Source organism: Mycobacterium sp. MYCO198283, from assembly GCF_021213805.1.
Lineage (GTDB): Bacteria > Actinomycetota > Actinomycetes > Mycobacteriales > Mycobacteriaceae > Mycobacterium.
The window spans coordinates 262,119-278,475 of the sequence record NZ_JAJQJI010000006.1 but is presented as its reverse complement, the minus strand read 5'-3'; the positions used below and the strand labels follow the sequence as shown (position 1 = coordinate 278,475).

The 16,357-nt window shown below is 72.0% G+C and carries 16 protein-coding genes; 10 read left to right on the top strand and 6 right to left on the bottom strand.

Features of this window, described 5'->3' with window-relative positions:
- Entirely contained in the window at window positions 1-702 is a 702-nt protein-coding gene (locus LV457_RS13910; RefSeq protein WP_232171780.1) for a hypothetical protein, read from the bottom strand.
- A 62-nt stretch (window positions 703-764) separates the two neighbouring features.
- Between LV457_RS13910 and LV457_RS13905 the strand changes: the two genes are divergently transcribed.
- The 4 genes from LV457_RS13905 to LV457_RS13890 all read left to right on the top strand — a co-directional run bounded on the left by LV457_RS13905 (window position 765) and on the right by LV457_RS13890 (window position 5,045).
- Window positions 765-2,270 (top strand): carboxylesterase/lipase family protein, encoded by a 1,506-nt coding sequence (locus tag LV457_RS13905; protein WP_232171779.1) that lies wholly within the window; start codon window positions 765-767, stop codon window positions 2,268-2,270.
- Between the two features lie 66 nt (window positions 2,271-2,336).
- Entirely contained in the window at window positions 2,337-4,355 is a 2,019-nt protein-coding gene (locus LV457_RS13900; protein WP_232171778.1) for an ecdysteroid 22-kinase family protein, read from the top strand.
- A gap of 134 nt (window positions 4,356-4,489) precedes the next feature.
- The gene (locus LV457_RS13895) at window positions 4,490-4,702 is read left to right on the top strand and encodes a DUF2945 domain-containing protein (RefSeq protein WP_232171845.1); all 213 of its coding nucleotides are present in this window, start codon (window positions 4,490-4,492) and stop codon (window positions 4,700-4,702) included.
- Between the two features lies 1 nt (window position 4,703).
- Entirely contained in the window at window positions 4,704-5,045 is a 342-nt protein-coding gene (locus LV457_RS13890) for a DUF3140 domain-containing protein (RefSeq protein WP_232171777.1), read from the top strand.
- On the opposite strand, the gene LV457_RS13885 is transcribed toward LV457_RS13890, so the two are convergent.
- Entirely contained in the window at window positions 5,046-5,936 is an 891-nt protein-coding gene (locus LV457_RS13885; RefSeq protein ID WP_232171776.1) for a hypothetical protein, read from the bottom strand.
- Between the two features lie 97 nt (window positions 5,937-6,033).
- Here LV457_RS13885 and LV457_RS13880 point away from each other — a divergent pair, with 97 nt between their 5' ends.
- Together LV457_RS13880 and LV457_RS13875 are read left to right on the top strand one after the other, a co-directional pair.
- Window positions 6,034-6,531, top strand: coding sequence for a gluconokinase (locus tag LV457_RS13880; RefSeq protein ID WP_232171775.1), 498 nt, complete (start codon window positions 6,034-6,036; stop codon window positions 6,529-6,531).
- A complete protein-coding gene (locus LV457_RS13875) occupies window positions 6,528-7,943 on the top strand; it encodes a GntP family permease (RefSeq protein WP_232171774.1) in 1,416 nt (471 codons plus the stop codon). The genes LV457_RS13880 and LV457_RS13875 overlap by 4 nt, the downstream gene beginning before the upstream one ends.
- 52 nt (window positions 7,944-7,995) lie before the next feature.
- Here LV457_RS13875 and LV457_RS13870 read toward each other — a convergent pair whose 3' ends face one another.
- Entirely contained in the window at window positions 7,996-8,973 is a 978-nt protein-coding gene (locus LV457_RS13870) for a DoxX family protein (RefSeq protein ID WP_232171773.1), read from the bottom strand.
- An 87-nt stretch (window positions 8,974-9,060) separates the two neighbouring features.
- Between LV457_RS13870 and LV457_RS13865 the strand changes: the two genes are divergently transcribed.
- Complete coding sequence (locus LV457_RS13865; protein ID WP_232171772.1) at window positions 9,061-9,885, top strand: acyl-CoA thioesterase domain-containing protein; 825 nt, start codon at window positions 9,061-9,063, stop codon at window positions 9,883-9,885.
- Window positions 9,886-9,889: 4 nt separating this feature from the next.
- Here the strand turns inward: LV457_RS13865 and LV457_RS13860 are convergent, their stop codons facing one another.
- The gene (locus LV457_RS13860; RefSeq protein WP_232171844.1) at window positions 9,890-11,278 is read right to left on the bottom strand and encodes an MFS transporter; all 1,389 of its coding nucleotides are present in this window, start codon (window positions 11,276-11,278) and stop codon (window positions 9,890-9,892) included.
- Between the two features lie 141 nt (window positions 11,279-11,419).
- Between LV457_RS13860 and LV457_RS13855 the strand changes: the two genes are divergently transcribed.
- Window positions 11,420-12,781, top strand: a complete 1,362-nt coding sequence (locus tag LV457_RS13855) for a cytosine permease (RefSeq protein ID WP_232171771.1) — start codon at window positions 11,420-11,422, stop codon at window positions 12,779-12,781.
- 57 nt (window positions 12,782-12,838) lie between these two features.
- On the opposite strand, the gene LV457_RS13850 is transcribed toward LV457_RS13855, so the two are convergent.
- Entirely contained in the window at window positions 12,839-13,747 is a 909-nt protein-coding gene (locus LV457_RS13850; RefSeq protein ID WP_232171770.1) for a manganese catalase family protein, read from the bottom strand.
- Window positions 13,748-13,925: 178 nt separating this feature from the next.
- Here LV457_RS13850 and LV457_RS13845 point away from each other — a divergent pair, with 178 nt between their 5' ends.
- Window positions 13,926-14,651: a hemerythrin domain-containing protein gene (locus LV457_RS13845; RefSeq protein WP_232171769.1), complete on the top strand. Its 726-nt coding sequence runs from the start codon at window positions 13,926-13,928 to the stop codon at window positions 14,649-14,651.
- A 3-nt stretch (window positions 14,652-14,654) separates the two neighbouring features.
- Here LV457_RS13845 and LV457_RS13840 read toward each other — a convergent pair whose 3' ends face one another.
- Window positions 14,655-15,272 carry a hypothetical protein gene (locus tag LV457_RS13840; RefSeq protein WP_232171768.1) on the bottom strand — a complete coding sequence of 206 codons (618 nt, stop codon included), beginning with the start codon at window positions 15,270-15,272 and terminating at the stop codon, window positions 14,655-14,657.
- A gap of 59 nt (window positions 15,273-15,331) precedes the next feature.
- Here LV457_RS13840 and LV457_RS13835 point away from each other — a divergent pair, with 59 nt between their 5' ends.
- Window positions 15,332-16,357, top strand: a complete 1,026-nt coding sequence (locus LV457_RS13835; protein WP_232171767.1) for a histone deacetylase — start codon at window positions 15,332-15,334, stop codon at window positions 16,355-16,357.

Below are 16,357 nucleotides of genomic sequence, written 5' to 3'. Positions count from 1 at the left end.
TCAGCAGCGGTACTGCAGACCGACGCCTGAAGCGGGCGGTTCGACGGCGGTCAGGCACCCGAACGGCGCCACGCCCGCACCGCTCACCTGGACCCCGGTGCGGTGGGCGTCGTGCACGCAGACCACCTCAGCGGATCCGGCACGGCAGCGGTAGTCGCCGAACCGCAGGGTTGCGCCGGCGGGCAGCGCGGGGCCGTCACCGAGCCGGAACCGGCCGGGGTCGCCGTGGAACCCACCGACGGTCAGCTCGTCGCCGGAAAAATCGACCCAGCCGCCGATCCAGGTACCTTCGCCGCCCCTGGCCGGGCGCGGCGGGGGCTCGGCGAGCGTCGCCAGACACGACAGCCCGGCCTCGGTGGGAAGCAGCGCGCTCATACACCGGACGCCGGCGGCCGCCACGGTGAAGGCGACGGCGCCGGCGGGAAGCGCTTCGGCGACCCCGTCGGACGTCACGGTGCCAAAGGCGCCGGCATCGGCCGGCCGGCCTTCCCCGACCCAGGCGAGCACCGCCTCCATCGGCGCACCGGCTTGCGGGACATCCGCCGGAGCGGCCGTCGGCGGCGTCGCCGACGGGGCGGCGGAGGGGGCAGCGGCGGTCGATCGGGCCGGCGGAATCGGCGTGATCCGTGGCGGCGGGCTGTCCGCCGATCGTGCGCAGCCGGCGACCAGCAGCACCGCCCACAGCGCCGTCACGATCCGCATGGCGTCAGCGTAGGGCGCGGTGAGCGGCGCGCGCGGTAGCGACGTTCGCTACCGTCGGCGACATGCCGGAGCGCAGCGAACGCGTCACCACCCGAAGCGGCACCGTCGAAGGCTTCCGCCGCGACCGGGTGGTGCGGTGGCGGTCGATTCCGTACGCGCGTCCGCCGGTGGGCCCGTTGCGGCTGCGCGCCCCGCAGCCCGCGCCGCCCTGGCGCGGCGTGCGGCCCTGCCGCGAATTCGCCGCATGCGCGCCGCAGCGCCGCCGATACACGGTCACAGGCGTCAATCGCTTCCAGCCGATGAGCGAGGACTGCCTGACGCTCAACGTCACCGCACCCGCAACCGACACCGGTGAGCCGCTGCCGGTGATGTTCTTCGTCCACGGCGGCGGCTACCTGCTCGGCAGCTCGGCGACGTCGATCTACGACGGCGCCGCCCTGGCCCGCCGCGGCTGCGTCTACGTGTCGGTGAACTACCGGCTGGGCGCGCTGGGGTGCCTCGACCTCTCGGCGCTCGCGACGCCCGACCACCCGATCGACGGCAACCTGTTCCTGCGCGATCTGGTGCTCGCCCTGGAATGGGTCCGCGACAACATCGCCGCGTTCGGCGGGGACCCGCGGCGGGTGTGCATCTTCGGCGAGAGCGCCGGGGCGCACGCTGTCACCACGCTGATGGCGGTTCCCGCCGCGGCCGGGCTGTTCACCGGAGTGATCGCCGAGAGCCCGGCCAGCGGCCTGTACCGGGACTCCGACGCCGCCGCGCGCTTCGCCCGCCGCTTCACCGAGCTGCTCGGCGCGACCGGCGGCAACGCCGCGGCCACGGTGAAGACCGCCGAACCGTGGCGCATGGTGAAGGCCGTCGACCAGTTGATCTCGGCGGGCGCCGAGGACCTCGCCGGATCATTCGCTCTCGGCCCCACCACCGACGGCGACTACCTGCCCCGCGACCCGATCGACGCGATGGCCGCCGGCGAGGCGCACCGGGTGCCGCTGGTCGTCGGCCACAACGCCGAGGAAGGCCGGCTGTTCACCCGGTGGCTCAAATTGCTGCCGATGACCGAACCGGTGATCGAGCGGATGCTGGCCGATGTGGAGCCGGCGGACCGCGACCGCATCATCGCCGCGTACCCCGGCTACCCGAGTCCCGCCGCGTGCGTGGCGCTCGGTGCCGACATGTGCTTCACGTCGTCGGGTTGGCAGCTCGCGGAGGCGCACGGCCGCCACGCCCCGACCTTCGTCTACCGCTACGACTTCGCGCCGCGGGTGCTGACCTGGTCGGGCTTGGGCGCCACCCACGCCATGGAGTTGCTGGCGGTCTTCGACGCCTATCGCGGCCGGCTCGGTTCGATGCTCACGCTGGCGGGGGACCGGCGGGCGGCGCTGCGCGTGAGCGACGAGGTGCAGCGCCGGTGGCGGGCGTTTGCCCGCACCGGCCGGCCCGGCGTCGACTGGCCGGCCTACGACGACACCGACCGCGCGGTCATGATCTTCGACCGCCACAGCCGGGTCGAGCACGACCCCGCCCGGGAGCGCCGCGAGGCCTGGCGCCACGTCAGCGTGGTCCGCTGACGCCGCGCTTGAGGCGCCGTTGACACCCGTCAACGCTGTGACGCAGCACACTGTTAGGTTCGTTCGGTGCACCTGTCTGCTGCCGTGATCGAACGCCCCACCGACCTGCGGGCCGACTGGTTGACCGAGGCGCTCGGCGACGGCGAGGTCGCCGACTTCGCCGTCGAGCGCATCGGCACCGGGCAGATGAGCGAGTGCTACCGCGTCGCGCTGCGCTACGCCGCCGGAGCCGGCCCCGACACCGTGGTGCTCAAGGTGGCGGCCAGCCACCCCGCCAGCCGGGGGACAGGGCTGGCGATGGGGCTCTACGAACGCGAGGTGCGGTTCTACACCGACGTCGCGCCCCGCTGTGCGCAGGCGCGAACGGCCAGCGTTCCGCTCGCGCCGTGCTACGCCGCCGGCTACGACCCCTCGACCGGGGCGTTCCACCTGGTGCTGGGCGACGCCGCGCCGGCGGTCGTCGGCGACGAGATCCGCGGCGCCACGCTTGAGCAGGCGACACTGGCCGTGAGCCAGCTGGCGCTGCTGCAGGGTCCGCTGCTCGGCAGCGCCGCGCTGGCCGACGCCGCGTGGCTGAGCCGGGAGTCGCCGCTCGACCAGGCGCTGGTCGCCTCGTTGTGGGAGGGTTTCGCCGACCGCTACGCCGACCGCATTGCCGCCGAACACCGCATCGTCTGCGAGCGGCTGGTCGCCGGATTCGACAGCTACCTTGCCGCCGAGGCCGCCCCCGACCGGCCCGCCGGCCTCGTCCACGGCGACTACCGGCTGGACAACATGCTGTTCGGTCAGGCCGGCGCGGATCGCCGCCTCACGGTCGTCGACTGGCAGACGGTCACCTGGGGTCCGGCGTTCACCGACCTCGCCTACTTCCTCGGGTGCGCCCTGCCGGTCGCCGCGCGCCGCGAGCACTACGACGGCCTGCTGCGGGCCTATCTCGCCGGGCTGGGCCCCGACGCGCCGGTCACGCTGGAGGATGTCCGCGTCGGAGTCCGCGGACAGAGCTTCTTCGGCGTCATGATGGCGATGGTGTCGTCGATGTTGGTCGCCCGCACCGAACGCGGCGACGAGTTGTTCATGACGATGCTGCACCGCCACTGCGAGCACGTGCTGGACACCGGCGCGTTGTCAGAGCTCGGCGCGCCACCCGCCGCGCCCGTCGGCGAGGCGCCGCAGCGGCCGGCGGACGCCGACGAGGGCGCCCACGTGCCCACCGGCGAGCCGTTGTGGAACGAGAGCTGGTATCTCGACTTCGCCGACCCGGCCCAGGGGGTGGGCGGCTACGTGCGCCTCGGCGTGAGCCCCCATGAGCAGGCCGCGTGGCTGACCGCCGAACTGTGCGGTCCGGGCCGGCCGACCGTCGCCCTCGTGGACTACGAGGTGCCGCTGCCCCCGGACGCCTTCGCCGTCCGCACCGACACCGCCACGCTGCGCCACGGCGCGGTGGTGCCGCTGCGCACCTATTCGGTGTCGCTGAGCGGCGACGCGCTGGCCTACGACGACCCGGCCGACGTGCTGCGCGGCGCGCCGGGCCGGCCCGCCCGGCTCGAGTTCGACCTGCAGTGGACGACGGCCGGCGAGCCGTACCAGTACCGCATCGCCTCGCGCTACGAGATCCCCTGCACCGTCACCGGAACCGTCACCGTCGACGGTCAGCGGTTCGCGGTGACCGAGGTTGCGGGGCAGCGCGACCACTCGTGGGGGGTGCGCGACTGGTGGAGCATGGACTGGGTGTGGCACGCGTTCCACCTCGACGACGGCACCCACCTGCACGGCGTGGACCTGCGGCTGCCCGGCGGGCTGAACGTCGGCGTCGGCTACCGGCAGCGCGACGGGGCGCTGACCGAGCTCGACCGCGTGGTGGCGCGAGAAACGTACGGCGACAACGGGCTTCCGCTCAGCACGACGCTCATCCTCAACCCCGGCGCCCTGGAGGTCGACGTCGACATCCGTGGACACGGCCCGCTGCGGCTCGAAGCGCCGGACGGGCGCGTGGCGCACTTCTCGCGCGCGTGGGCCACCGTGAGCACCGGCGACGGCCGCACCGGCGCCGGCTGGATCGAGTGGAACCGCAACGCCGCACCGTGATGCTGCTGCTCGCCGCCGTCGGCGCCTGGCTGATGTGGCAGCGCGTCCGCGAGCGCCGCGGTCTGCCTGGTCGACGTCATCAGGTATTCACCACGTTGACGAATCGGATGCGCGCCGCCGGGTATCCGCCCGCCATGAGCAAAGAATTCAGCAAGGGCGACAAGGTCGAGTGGCAGAGCCACGGCAGCACCGCGACCGGCAAGGTGGAGAAGAAGATCACCTCCGACACCAAGGCCGCCAAGCGTCAGGTCCGGGCGTCGAAGGACGACCCGCAGTACCTGGTGAAGAGCGACAAGAGCGGTAACGAGGCGGTGCACAAACCGGACGCTCTGAAGAAGAAGAGCTGACGTGGCCGACGACCGGCAGGAGACCTACGACGAGTTCTCCGACCTCGTCAACATGACGGCCACCGAGCTCGAGAAGTGGCTGCAGACCGACGAATCGAAGGGCGTGGGTCAGAAGGACTCGAAGAACGCGGAGTCCACCGGGCACGAGAGTGGCCGCCACATCGTCAAGATCCTGAAAGCCAAGAAGTCGGACCTCACCGACGACGACTACGCGCACATGCGCAAGGTCGTCGGCTACTGCAAACGGCACCTCGCGCAGCGGCCGAAAGGGGATGTCAGCGAGACCGACTGGCGGTACTCGCTGATGAACTGGGGCCACGACCCGCTCAAGAACAAGAAGTAGTCAGCCGAGTCCAGCGCTGTCGTCGTCGAGGTCGTCGCGACCCAGGCCCATCGGCGTGGCCGCCGGCACGTCGCCGGCCGCCACCACCAGGCGGGTCAGCGGCGTCAGCGTGCCGAACAGCTCCTCGACCTCGGCGTCACCGAGGGCGGCGAGACCCGGCAACGCCACGGTGTCGGTCCGCCGTTCGATGTCGGCCTTCACCTCCCTGCCGGCCGCCGTCAGTACCCCCGAGTCGTCGAGCAGCCCGCGAGCCGCGAGCCGCTGCTCGTGGTGCCGCCACTGCGCGTCGTCGTAGTCCCGGGCGCGGAGGAAGAACTCCCTGGGTGTCTTACCCGCCGCCACCTGCAGCACGTTCGACTCCCGGCCGCCGATCCCGGCCGCGACCAGCGCCGCGACATGGCCGTCACCGCGGTGTTCCCGCAGCAGCGTGGCGGCCTGCCACAGCACGCTCACCGGTTCGTCGGGCCACGCCACCGCGGCGTTGGCGGCGGCCAGCGCGCGCCCATCGGTGTTCACGCCCGTCGCCGCCTTGTGCAGCAGCTCTGCCGCCCTGCGCACACCGGCATCGTTGTCGCGCAGTCCGCAGCGGCGCAGTGCCGCCGCCGCGCCGCGCACCCGCGCCTCCAACGCCGCCGCCGGCGGGGCGTAGGACCAGGCGTCGGGCAGCGCGCGGCGGACCTGGCGCTGACTGAAGTTGTAGAACAGCGCCGTCACCACCTCGGGCGGCACCTCACCCAGCGGCGCCGAGCGGCCCGCGAAATACCCCATGAAGAAGCCGCGGTAGCCGAGCGCGTCGAACTCGGCGCGCGCCTCGGGGGAGAAGTAGGTGACCGCGTGCAGCGGTTCGAACCGGTCGAAGAACCGGCGGGCGAGCTCGGGGGTCCTCGTCACGGATCGCAGTGTGCCGCCCCGCCGGTTCGACCGCGCGACGGGGGTGAATGATCGGCTGACGGGATCGATCCCGCGCACATCGCGGTAGGTTCTTCGCATGCGGGCACCGATCGTCGTGATGGGGGTGTCCGGTTCGGGGAAGTCGACAGTGGGTGCCGCGCTGGCGCAGCGGCTGCGGGTGCCGTTCGCCGACGCCGACGACTTCCATCCGCCCGCCAACATCGCGAAGATGACGGCCGGTGAGGCGCTCGACGACGTCGACCGGGAGCCGTGGCTGGCCGTCATCGGCGAGTGGCTGCAGGAGCACCGCGATGGCGGGGTGATGAGCTGCTCGGCGCTCAAGCGGCACTACCGCGACACGCTGCGCTGCCACTGCGCCGACGTCGTCTTCGTGCACCTCGGCGGGTCCCCCGAGGTGATCGCCCGCCGGCAGGCCAGCCGACCCGGCCACTTCATGCCGGCGTCGCTGCTGGCCTCGCAGTTCGCGACGCTGGAGCCACTGGAGCCCGACGAACGCGGTATCACCATCGACGTCGACCAGAGCATCGACGCGATCGTCGAGGCGTATGTCGCCGCGGAACAGGAGCACCGATGAGCACGGCCGCACTGCTCGCCGCGGACCGGGTCGAGCCTGTCGCTGCCGGTGGGCAGCTGATCGTCGCCGCGCTGGTGGGCATCGCGGTGATCGTGGCGCTGATCGTTGTCGCGAAGCTGCATCCGTTCCTGGCGTTGATCTTCGGTTCGCTCACCGTCGGCCTGCTCGCCGGTGTGGGTCTCGGCACGGTCCTGGAGTGGTTCAGCAAGGGTTTCGGCACCACCGCGGCGGGCGTGGGCATCCTCATCGCCCTGGGCGCGATGTTCGCGAAGCTGCTCGCGGATTCCGGCGGGGCCGACCAGATCGTCGACACCATCGTCGGTCACGCGTCGGCCCGCGCGCTGCCGTGGGCGATGGCGCTCGTCGGCGCCGTCATCGGTCTGCCGATGTTCTTCGAGATCGGCTTGGTGCTGCTGATGCCGGTCATCTACCTGGTGGCCCGCAGGTCCGGCTTGTCGCTGGTCGCGGTGGGGATTCCCGCTTTGGCCGGGCTGTCCGCGATGCACGGCCTGGTGCCACCGCACCCCGGTCCGCTGCTGGCGATCAACACCCTGGGCGCCGACCTCGGCGTGACGCTCGGACTCGGCGTGCTGGTGGCGATCCCGACCGTCGTCATCGCCGGGCCGCTGTTCGCGATGGTCGCCGCCCGCTGGGTGAACGTCGCGGTGCCGAACCGTTTCACCGCCGACGACGACCGCCCACCGTCAGCGGGCGCCGGTTCCCGCGCCGCCGACGGCCTGCACCGTCCGTCGTTCGCGATCACGCTGGTGTCGGTGCTGCTCCCCGTCTTCCTCATGATGGGCAAGGCGTTGGCGGAGATCGTCGTTGCCGACGAGGACAACGCGGTCCGGGTGGTGCTCGACGCGCTCGGCACACCGTTCATCGCGCTGCTGATCGCGGTGGTGGTCGGCATGTTCACGCTCGGCCTCGGGTCCGGGATGAACCGCGGTCAGCTCACCGCCTGCGTCGAGTCGTCGTTGCCGCCGGTCGCGGGGATCATCCTGATCGTCGCCGCCGGCGGCGGGTTCAAGGAGATCCTGGTCGACACCGGCATCGGCACCATGCTGGCCGACTGGGCGCAGCGCGCCGACGTGTCGGTGATCCTGCTCGCCTGGATCGTGGCGGTGTCGATCCGGCTGGCGACGGGTTCGGCCACCGTGGCGACGACGACCGCGTCGGGGCTCATGGTGCAACTGGTCGCCGGCCTCGGAGCCGCCGAGATCTCGCTGGTGGTGCTGGCGGTCGGCGCGGGCTCGCTGTTCTTCTCCCACGTCAACGACGCCGGCTTCTGGCTGGTCAAGGAGTTCTTCGGGATGTCGGTCGGCCAGACCCTCTCGACCTGGTCGCTCATGGAGACCGTGCTGTCGGTGACCGGTCTGGGATTCGCGCTGCTCCTCGGGATCTTCCTGTAGGACGAGAATCGGCCGCCTGCCCAGGGGACAGGCGGCCGACTCGCTCGGTCCGTCAGCGCAGGTTCTTCTTGGCCTTCTTCGCCTGCTTGCGAGCCTGCTTGCGCGAGGTCGCGGCGAGCTCGGCGCTGCGGGCCTGGGCGGCGGCGGCCAGCTCGGCGCTGCGGGCCCGCGCCACCTCGGCGAGCTCGGCGCTGCGATCACGCGCCCGGTCGGCGACGTCCAGCCCGCGATCGCGGGCCACCTCGGCGAGGTCGGACCCCCGGTCGCGGGCCAGTTCGGCCAGCTCCGCCACCCGCGGCAGCGCCACCTCGGCCAGTTCCGCGCTGCGATCGCGCGCCACCTCGGCCAGCTTGGTACCCCGCTTCTTCGCGGTCTCCGCCAGCTTCGGGCCGCGGTCGCGGGCCACCTCGGCGAGCTCGCTGCCCCGTTCGGCCGCCCGCTCGGCGGCGACGGCGGCCAGCTCGCGGCTGCGCTCCGCGCCGGTGTGCAGACCCTGCTGCAGTTTCTCGGCCAGCTCGGAGTCGAGCAGACCGCCCGCCGCCGCGCCGCCGACGGGCAGCGCCGAGGACACCTTGTCAGACACCTTGCGTGCCGCGCGGCGGCCCCGCCAGCCGAGCGAAGGCTTGCCCTCGGTGTCGACCGAGGCGATGATCAGCCCGCCCAGCAGGCTGAGGTCGGTCAGGAAACCGCGCCGCAGTTCCGCCTTGCGCGCCGGGTCCGATTCGTCCCAGAACATGTGCGAGCCGAGGTTGCCGGGGATCACCGTCAGCGCGAGCGCGGCGGACGCGACGCGCGGCAGCTTGCCGGTGGCGAGCAGCACGCCGCCGCCGATCTGAACGCCCGCGACGATCTTCGCGAACGTCTCGACGTCCTCGGGAACCTTCGACGACACGGGTTCGGGCAACTTCTGGAGGCCTTCGACGGTGGGGCGGGCGGCCTCCACAGCCGGAGTGGGGCTGCGTAGGGCCTCGATGCCCTGACCGATGAAGACAGCGGACAGCAGGGGGCGTGCGACTCTGCGGATCAACATGAGCGATGTCATTCCCGCGTCACCTGATTGACAAACGTGCCCACCCGACCGGCGGGAACGAACCGGCGGGCGTGCGAAGATGCGCGGATGACCGCCACCGGACCGGAGCCGATGTCGACCTTCCGACGCGGTCCCGACGGGCGTTTCCTGCCGACGCGGCTGGCGCAGAGTCATTGGGGCGATGACCATCTCAACGGGCCGGCGATCGTCGGGCTGGCGGCCACGGTGCTCGAACAGCGCTACGGCGACCCCGCGTTCCAGCCGGCCCGGCTGACGGTCGACCTGTTCAAGGCCGCCCGCGGCGTGCCCACCGCGACCGAGCTGCGCACCGTCCGCGACGGCCGCCGGGTGCGCGTCGCCGACTGCGACGTCGTGCAGGGCGGCGCTGTCGTCGCTCGCGCCACCCTCGTGCAGTACCGCAGGTCGGCGCCACCGCGAGGCGAAGAATGGTGCACCGCAGCGGAGTTCGAGCGCCCGCAGGTCGACGATGCGCCGTGGCCGTATGTCAGCAGCGGGGACGGCGGCTGGACCCGCTCGCCGGGCGACCACCAGAACACCGCCCGCAAGCGGTTCTACAACAAGCCGGTGCCGGTGCTCGACGGTGAGGAACCGTCGGCGTTCGTGCGCGCGGCCGTCGTCGCCGAGAGCACCAGCCTGGTGACCAATCTCGGCACGGCGGGCGTCGGCTACATCAACGGCGACCTGACCGTGGCGCTCGTCCGGCTGCCCGTCGGCCGGTGGGTGGGCGTGCAGGCAGACGCGCACTGGACCGCCGACGGCATCGCGGTCGGCACGGCGACGTTGTTCGACGACCGCGGGCCGTTCGGGTCCGGCACGATCACCGCCGTCAGCAACCCGGACGCGCAGATCGACTTCAGCGGGCAGGACCTGCTGCGCCCACCCCGGCGCTGACGCCTCAGCCCCACTCGTGGTTCATCGCCCGCCTGTCCACCGCGGTGGCCGGTGAGCCGGGACGCGCCGACACCCCGGACGCCAGGATGAGCGCCATCGCCAGGGCCGCGGTGGCCGCCCCGCAGCCGAAGATCGCGACGTAACTGCGCTCGGGCGGAACGGCAGCACCGGCGCTGCCGAGCAGCACCGCCACGAATGCCGCGGCGGTCGAGCTGCCGACGGTGCGGGCGATCGCGTTCATCCCGGTCGCCACGCCGGTCTCCGATGGTCGAGCCTCGGCCACCACCAGCGCCGGCAGCGCGCCGTAGGCCAGGCTGACGTAGCCGTTGGCGAAGATTCCCGCCACCACCACCTGCCACGGCTCATCGTGCAGCACCGCGAGCAGCGCGAACCCGACGACGCCCAGCAGCGCACCGGTCGCCAGCACGGGCCGGGCGCCGAAGCGGTCGATGAACCGGCCGCTGACCAACGCCAGCACGAAGCCCGCGAACGCGCCGGGCAGCAAGAACACGACGCTGGCGTAGAGCACCGTGGCCCCGAACCCGTAGCCGGCGGCTCGCGGCGTCTGCACGAACAGCGTCAGCCCCAGAAAGGCGAGATACAGCCCCATGCCGACGAACACGGTCGCGACGTTCGTCATCAGCATCGCCCGCCGCGACAGCATCGCGGTCGACACCAGCGGACGCGGCGCCCGCCGCTCCCAACGCCACCAGCCGACGAGCACCCCGACGCCGACCGCGGCGCAGCCCAGCGAACGGGGCGAATCCCAGCCCCAGGACCCGCCCTGGGTGATCGCCAGCAGCACCGCGGACAGGCCCGCGGCCAGCCCGGCGGCACCCAGCCAGTCGATGGGGCCGCCGCCGGACCGCGGCCGCTCGGGGACCGCGAGCGCCACGACGGCGAGCACAGCGACGGAGAAGCCGGTGGCGAGCCAGAACACCCGGTGATAGCCGGCGTCACCATTCATCACCAGGCCGGTGACCACCAGGCCGGCGCCGCCGCCGAAGCCCAATGTGCCCGACAGCACCGCCATCGCCGACACCAACCGGTCCGCGGGCAACTCCTCGCGCAGGATCGCGACGCAGATCGGATACAGCGCGAAGGACACGCCCTGCAGGACGCGCGCGGCGATCAGCAGGGGCAGCGACGCCGTCAGCGCGCCGAGCAGCGATCCCACGAGCACCACGGCGAGCACTCCGAGCAGCACGCGGCGCTTGCTGTGCAGGTCAGCCAGACGGCTGAGCAGCGGTGTGGCCGCCGCGGCGGCCAGCAGGTTCCCGGTCACCGTCCAACTGACCGCCACCGTCGAGGCGTCGAGCTGCCGGGCGATGATCCCGAGGATCGGCACCACCGCGGTCTGCAGCACGGCGACGGTGAGCACGACGACGCTCATCGCGGCGATCAAGCCGCGCCGAACGCGCGGCGTCGTCTCCGCCGCCGACCCCGCCACCCGCTGCACCGGATCATTATGTCGGCTAAGCAATGGACGCGGCGGCGGGGCGGGCTGGGCACGGGCGAACTACGCTTTCCGGCCATGACGTCTTCCGTGTTTGCCGGACGCCGGCCGTCGCACGCCGGCGACCTGTCGGTCGAAACCCATGGCATCGCGCCGGTGCCGGAATCGGGGCGTTACGGCTCCCCGGCCCGGCTGTTCACGGTGTGGTTCGCGCCGCAGGTCAACATGACGGGCGTCTTCACCGGCACGCTCGCGATCGGGCTGGGGCTGGGCTTCTGGCTGGGCCTGCTCGCCATGCTGATCGGCACCGTGCTGGGCTCGCTCGTGGTCGGCTACCTCTCGACGTGGGGTCCCCGCACCGGCACCGCCCAACTGCCCGCGGCGCGCATGGCGTTCGGCCGCGCGGTCGTGCTTCCCGGTGCGCTGCAATGGGTGTCGTCGATCGCGTGGGATGCGCTGGTCGGGCTGTTCGGCGGCGAGGCGCTGGCGGTGCTGCTCGGCATCCCGTTCTGGGTGGGCGTGCTGGTGGTGCTCGCCGTGCAGGGCGTCGTCGGCTTCTTCGGCTACGAGGTGATCCACCGCATTCAGGCCGTGCTGACGGTGGTGCTCTTCGCCACGTTCGTGGTGTTCGCGGTGCAGCTGGTCCGCGGCCACCAGATCGTCACGCCCGCAACGGTGTCGGGCGCGGACCTGGCCGGCGCCTTCGTCTTCGAGGTGACGGTCGCGTTCAGCCTGTCGATCTCGTGGGCCACCTACGCCGCCGACTTCAGCCGCTACCTGCCCGCCACCGCGTCGCGGCTGCGGGTCTTCGCGTTCAGCTTCGCCGGCATCGTGGTCGCCTACGCGTTCGTGCAGGCAATCGGCATCGCGGCGGCGGGCGTCGTCGGCGAGCACACGGCGGCCGGCGTGCGCGACGTGATGGGCGGCGGCGTCATCGGGGCGTTGGCGCTGGCGGTGATCGCGCTGGCATCGGTGGGGTCCGGGGTGATGAACGACTACAGCGGGTCGCTCGCGCTGCAGACCGTGGGGGTGCGGCTGCGCCGGCCGGTCTCGGCGGTGGTGGTCACCGCGACCGCGTTCGTGGTGGTGCTGTGGCTGCACGCCGGCAACACCGCCGAGCGGTTCGAGCAGGTGCTGCTCTTCGCGAGCTACTGGATCCCGGCGTTCGTGGCCGTGGTGGTCATCGACTGGCGGCTGCGCGCCCGGGGCCGCGCGACGCTGAACCCAGCCGACGAGACCACCGACCCGCGCGACGCCGCCGTCGCGGTTATCGCGTTCGTCGTCGCCTATGTGGTGGCCGTGCCGTTCATGAACACCGAGCTGCTCGCCGGTGCGGTCGCCAGGGCCTGGCACGGCGCCGACGTCGCCTACTTCGTCAACGGGTTGGTGGCCGCCGCGGTGTACGGCGGCTACCGGTGGTGGCGGGCGGCGCGGCCGTAGCTGCTACGGCCGCGCCGGCCCTGCGTTTCCCGGTCGCTTCGTCGCCCGGGCCCGCGACTACGTCTTGTCCGGGTCGATCGCGTCCTTGAGCTTGCCCATCACGCCCTTCTCGGTGCCGAAGGACGGCGTGCGCGGCTCACCCATCGCACCGTCGTAGGTGCAGTAGAGCTTCGGGTCCGGCGGCGGGCCGGACTGCCGGTCGCCCAGCGGCTGCGGGTCGGCCAGGAACCGGCCGGTGTGGCGGCCGTCGGGAAGCGGTCCGATCCAGCGGCCCTTGTCGGACTCCGTTCCGTCCGACAGGTGCCACAGCGTGCTGGCGTGCTCCTCGTACTCCTCGTCGAGCAGGTCGTTCGGGGCGATGACGCCCTCCAACCCGTCGGCCTGCAATTCCTCGATCGCCGCGAGCCACATGTTCTGGTGGTAGGTGTCGCGGGCGAGGTTGAACTTCAGCATCGCCTTGACGCCGGGATCGTCGGTCATGTGCCACAGCCGCGCGGTCTGCACGCGGCCCTGTGCCTCGGCGGCCACGTTGGCGCGGAAGTCGGCGAGCAGGTTGCCCGACGCCACGACGAACTTGCCGTTCCAGGGCGAGCCCTGGCTGTCCGACAGCGTCGGCGCGCCGCCGGAGACGATTGCGTGCTGCGGATCCATCCCGCCCATCACCGCGGCGACCACCGGGTCGCCGAGCGCGTTCTCGGTGGAGTCGGTGGCGGGCGCGCTCTCGAGCAGGCGGGCGATCATCGTCGCGATCATCTCGACGTGACCGATCTCCTCGGTCGCGATGTCCATGATGAGGTCTTTGTACTTGCCCTTCATGCGACAGTTCCAGCCCTGCATGAGGTACTGCATCGTGACGGTCATCTCGCCGAAGGCGCCGCCGAGCAGCTCCTGCAGTTTCCGGGCGTAGACGGGGTCGGGCTTTTCGGGCTTGACGTCGAATTGCATGTAGTCCGTATGACGAAACATCAGCCACTCCAAGTGAAATCGATTCAAAAAAACGGGAGACGCGGACCGTGGGCGTCCGTGAGGGCCGCTGCTGCTTAGCGGTCGCAACGGCTTACCCGGCGCCGCTGCCCATAAACCAAGGTTTGCCTTTGTCGGTGACGGGCACCCAGCCGTGCAGCCCACCCGAAAGGAGATGCCGATGCCGGTTTCCCTCGCCCAGCAGACCGACGCAGAGCTCGGCGGACCGTCCAGCATCCTGGTGCGGCAGAAGCGCGACCACGTTGAGCTCGACCGCCTGCTGACCGCCATCGACGCCGCGTCCGGCCGGAAACGGCAGGACCTGCTCACCGATCTGTGCCGGCTGGTCTTTCCGCACGCCTTCGCCGAGGAGTCGGTGCTGTGGCCGGCCATCCGGGCGACGCTGCCCGACGGCGAGGTGCTGACGCGCACGATCGAGCAGGAGCACCAGGAGATCAACGAGGTCTTCACCGAGCTGGAGAAGACCGACCCCGACAGCGCCGAACACCGCCGGCTGTGGGAGCGCATCAAGGCGCTGCTCAAGGAGGACGTCCGCGACGAGGAGGACGCGCTGCTGCCTCGGCTGCAGGAGGCGGTGCCGCCGTCACGGCTGGTGTCGCTCGGCCGCACCTGGGAGCTGGTGCGCCGCACCGCCCCGACGCGACCGCATCCGGTGGTGGCGCGGCGCCCACCGGGCAACGCGCTCGCCGCGCTGCCGCTGACGCTGCTCGACCGTGCCCGCGACAACCTCGACCGGTTCTCGCGTCGCAGCTCCGGGGTGGCGTCGACGGCGTCGGTGCGGATCAGCCAGGGACTCGGGCGCGCCGCCGGAGCCGTCGAGCACGTTCCGCCGTTCACCCGGGGCGAGCACCCCAGCACGAACTCGCCGCGCACGGACGCGCAGTAGTCCTCAGCCGCGCGGTGACGCGGTGTACTGCAGCGTGTAGCCGTCCGCGGAGAAGGTGAAGCCGTTGCCGCTGCGCTCACTGCGGCATGAGATGCCGACCGCCTCGGAGATGTGGCACCGGAAGCCGGCGATCGCCAGGATCTTCCCGAACGGCAACGGTTTCGGTGGCGGTCCCGCGATGAACGTCGCGGGGTCCGACCACTCGAAGCGGGCGTCGCCCTCCTCGGCCAGCGCGATGGTGTTCGGTGCGATGTCGGTCCCGTCGGGCCCGACCACACTGTCCGGTGCGCCCGCGACCGGGATCGCCGACCCGGCGCTGGCCTGGCACGCAACGCGGGTCCGGGGCTCGATGGCACAGCGCCACCTGCCGCTGGGCGCGGTGAAGTAGTAGCCGCTGCGGCCGTTCTGCCGTACGTAGTAGTCGAACGCGTTGGCCAGCGCGCCCGGGTCGACGGCGGGTGCCGCGTCCGATGTCGCGGTGCTGCTCGCGGTGGGCTGCGGGCTGTCCCCGGTGGTGACGATCTGGCTGGCCTCGCCGCACGCCGCGACGCCGGCCGCGCTCAGCGCCACGGCCACCGCCGTGGCGAACACCCGCATGCGCACGATCGTCGACTTCGGCACGACCCGGCAGCTTAGTCCCCGGGCAGCGCGGTGGTTACCCTCGCTCGAGTGATCACGCTGTGACGACCGTGCTGGTGACGCACCCGCGGTGCGTCGACCACGATCTTCCCGGGCATCCGGAGAACGCGAACCGGTTGCGGGCGGTGTGGCGCGGCCTCGACGAGGCCGGGTTGTTCGAGCGGCTGCGCGTGCTGCGGCCCGAGGCGATCGACGACGACGCGGCGCTCGCCGTGCACAGCGCCGACTATCTGGACGAGCTGCGACGCCTCAGCGACCGGGACGCCGTGACGATGCTCGACGCCGACACCTACGCGGGACCGCACACGCTTGCGGTCGCGCGGCTGTCGGCGGGCGGATCGGTGACGGCGGTCGACCAGATCCTGGGCGGGGTCGCGCGCAACGCCCTCGTCGCGATGCGGCCGCCGGGTCACCACGCGATGCCCGAACAGGCGATGGGGTTCTGTCTGCTCGGCAACGTCGCGATCGCCGCCCGGCACGCGCAGCGCCGTCACGGGCTGCAGCGGATCGCGATCCTCGACTACGACGTCCACCACGGCAACGGCACGGAGGCGATGTTCTACGACGACCCGTCGGTCCTGTACGTCTCGGCGCACCAGCACCGGCTCTACCCGGGTACCGGCGCGGCGACCCACGTCGGGATTGGTGCGGGCGCGGGCCACACGGTGAACATCCCGCTGCCCCCCGGAGGCGGGGACGCGGCGTATGCCCGCGTCTTCGGTGAAGTGGTGTGGCCGGTGGTGGAGCGATACCGCCCGGAACTGATCCTCGTCTCGGTCGGGTTCGACGCCTACTGGGCGGACCCGCTCGCCGGCATGCAGCTCACCGCTGCGGGGTACGCGCGGCTGGCGGCCGAGGCGATCGCGATGGCGGACCGGGTCTGCCAGGGCCGGGTGGCGTTCGTGCTCGAAGGCGGTTACGACGCCGACGCGCTGCGCTACGGCGGCGCCGACATCGCCCGGCTGCTCATCGGTGAGGCTGCCGTCGACCCCGGGGCACCGGTGCTGCCGCCCGAGCCCGACGTCAGCGGTGTGGTGGCGACGCTGCGGACGCTGCACGACCTGTAG

Coding starts and splice junctions, on each gene's coding strand:
- LV457_RS13895 (WP_232171845.1), top strand. CDS start 4,490: ATGAGCAAAGAATTCAGCAAGGGCGACAAGGTCGAGTGGCAGAGCCAC.
- LV457_RS13855 (WP_232171771.1), top strand. CDS start 11,420: ATGACGTCTTCCGTGTTTGCCGGACGCCGGCCGTCGCACGCCGGCGAC.
- LV457_RS13860 (WP_232171844.1), bottom strand. CDS start 11,278: ATGAGCGTCGTCGTGCTCACCGTCGCCGTGCTGCAGACCGCGGTGGTG.
- LV457_RS13845 (WP_232171769.1), top strand. CDS start 13,926: ATGCCGGTTTCCCTCGCCCAGCAGACCGACGCAGAGCTCGGCGGACCG.
- LV457_RS13905 (WP_232171779.1), top strand. CDS start 765: ATGCCGGAGCGCAGCGAACGCGTCACCACCCGAAGCGGCACCGTCGAA.
- LV457_RS13865 (WP_232171772.1), top strand. CDS start 9,061: ATGACCGCCACCGGACCGGAGCCGATGTCGACCTTCCGACGCGGTCCC.
- LV457_RS13880 (WP_232171775.1), top strand. CDS start 6,034: ATGCGGGCACCGATCGTCGTGATGGGGGTGTCCGGTTCGGGGAAGTCG.
- LV457_RS13875 (WP_232171774.1), top strand. CDS start 6,528: ATGAGCACGGCCGCACTGCTCGCCGCGGACCGGGTCGAGCCTGTCGCT.
- LV457_RS13870 (WP_232171773.1), bottom strand. CDS start 8,973: ATGTTGATCCGCAGAGTCGCACGCCCCCTGCTGTCCGCTGTCTTCATC.
- LV457_RS13850 (WP_232171770.1), bottom strand. CDS start 13,747: ATGTTTCGTCATACGGACTACATGCAATTCGACGTCAAGCCCGAAAAG.
- LV457_RS13910 (WP_232171780.1), bottom strand. CDS start 702: ATGCGGATCGTGACGGCGCTGTGGGCGGTGCTGCTGGTCGCCGGCTGC.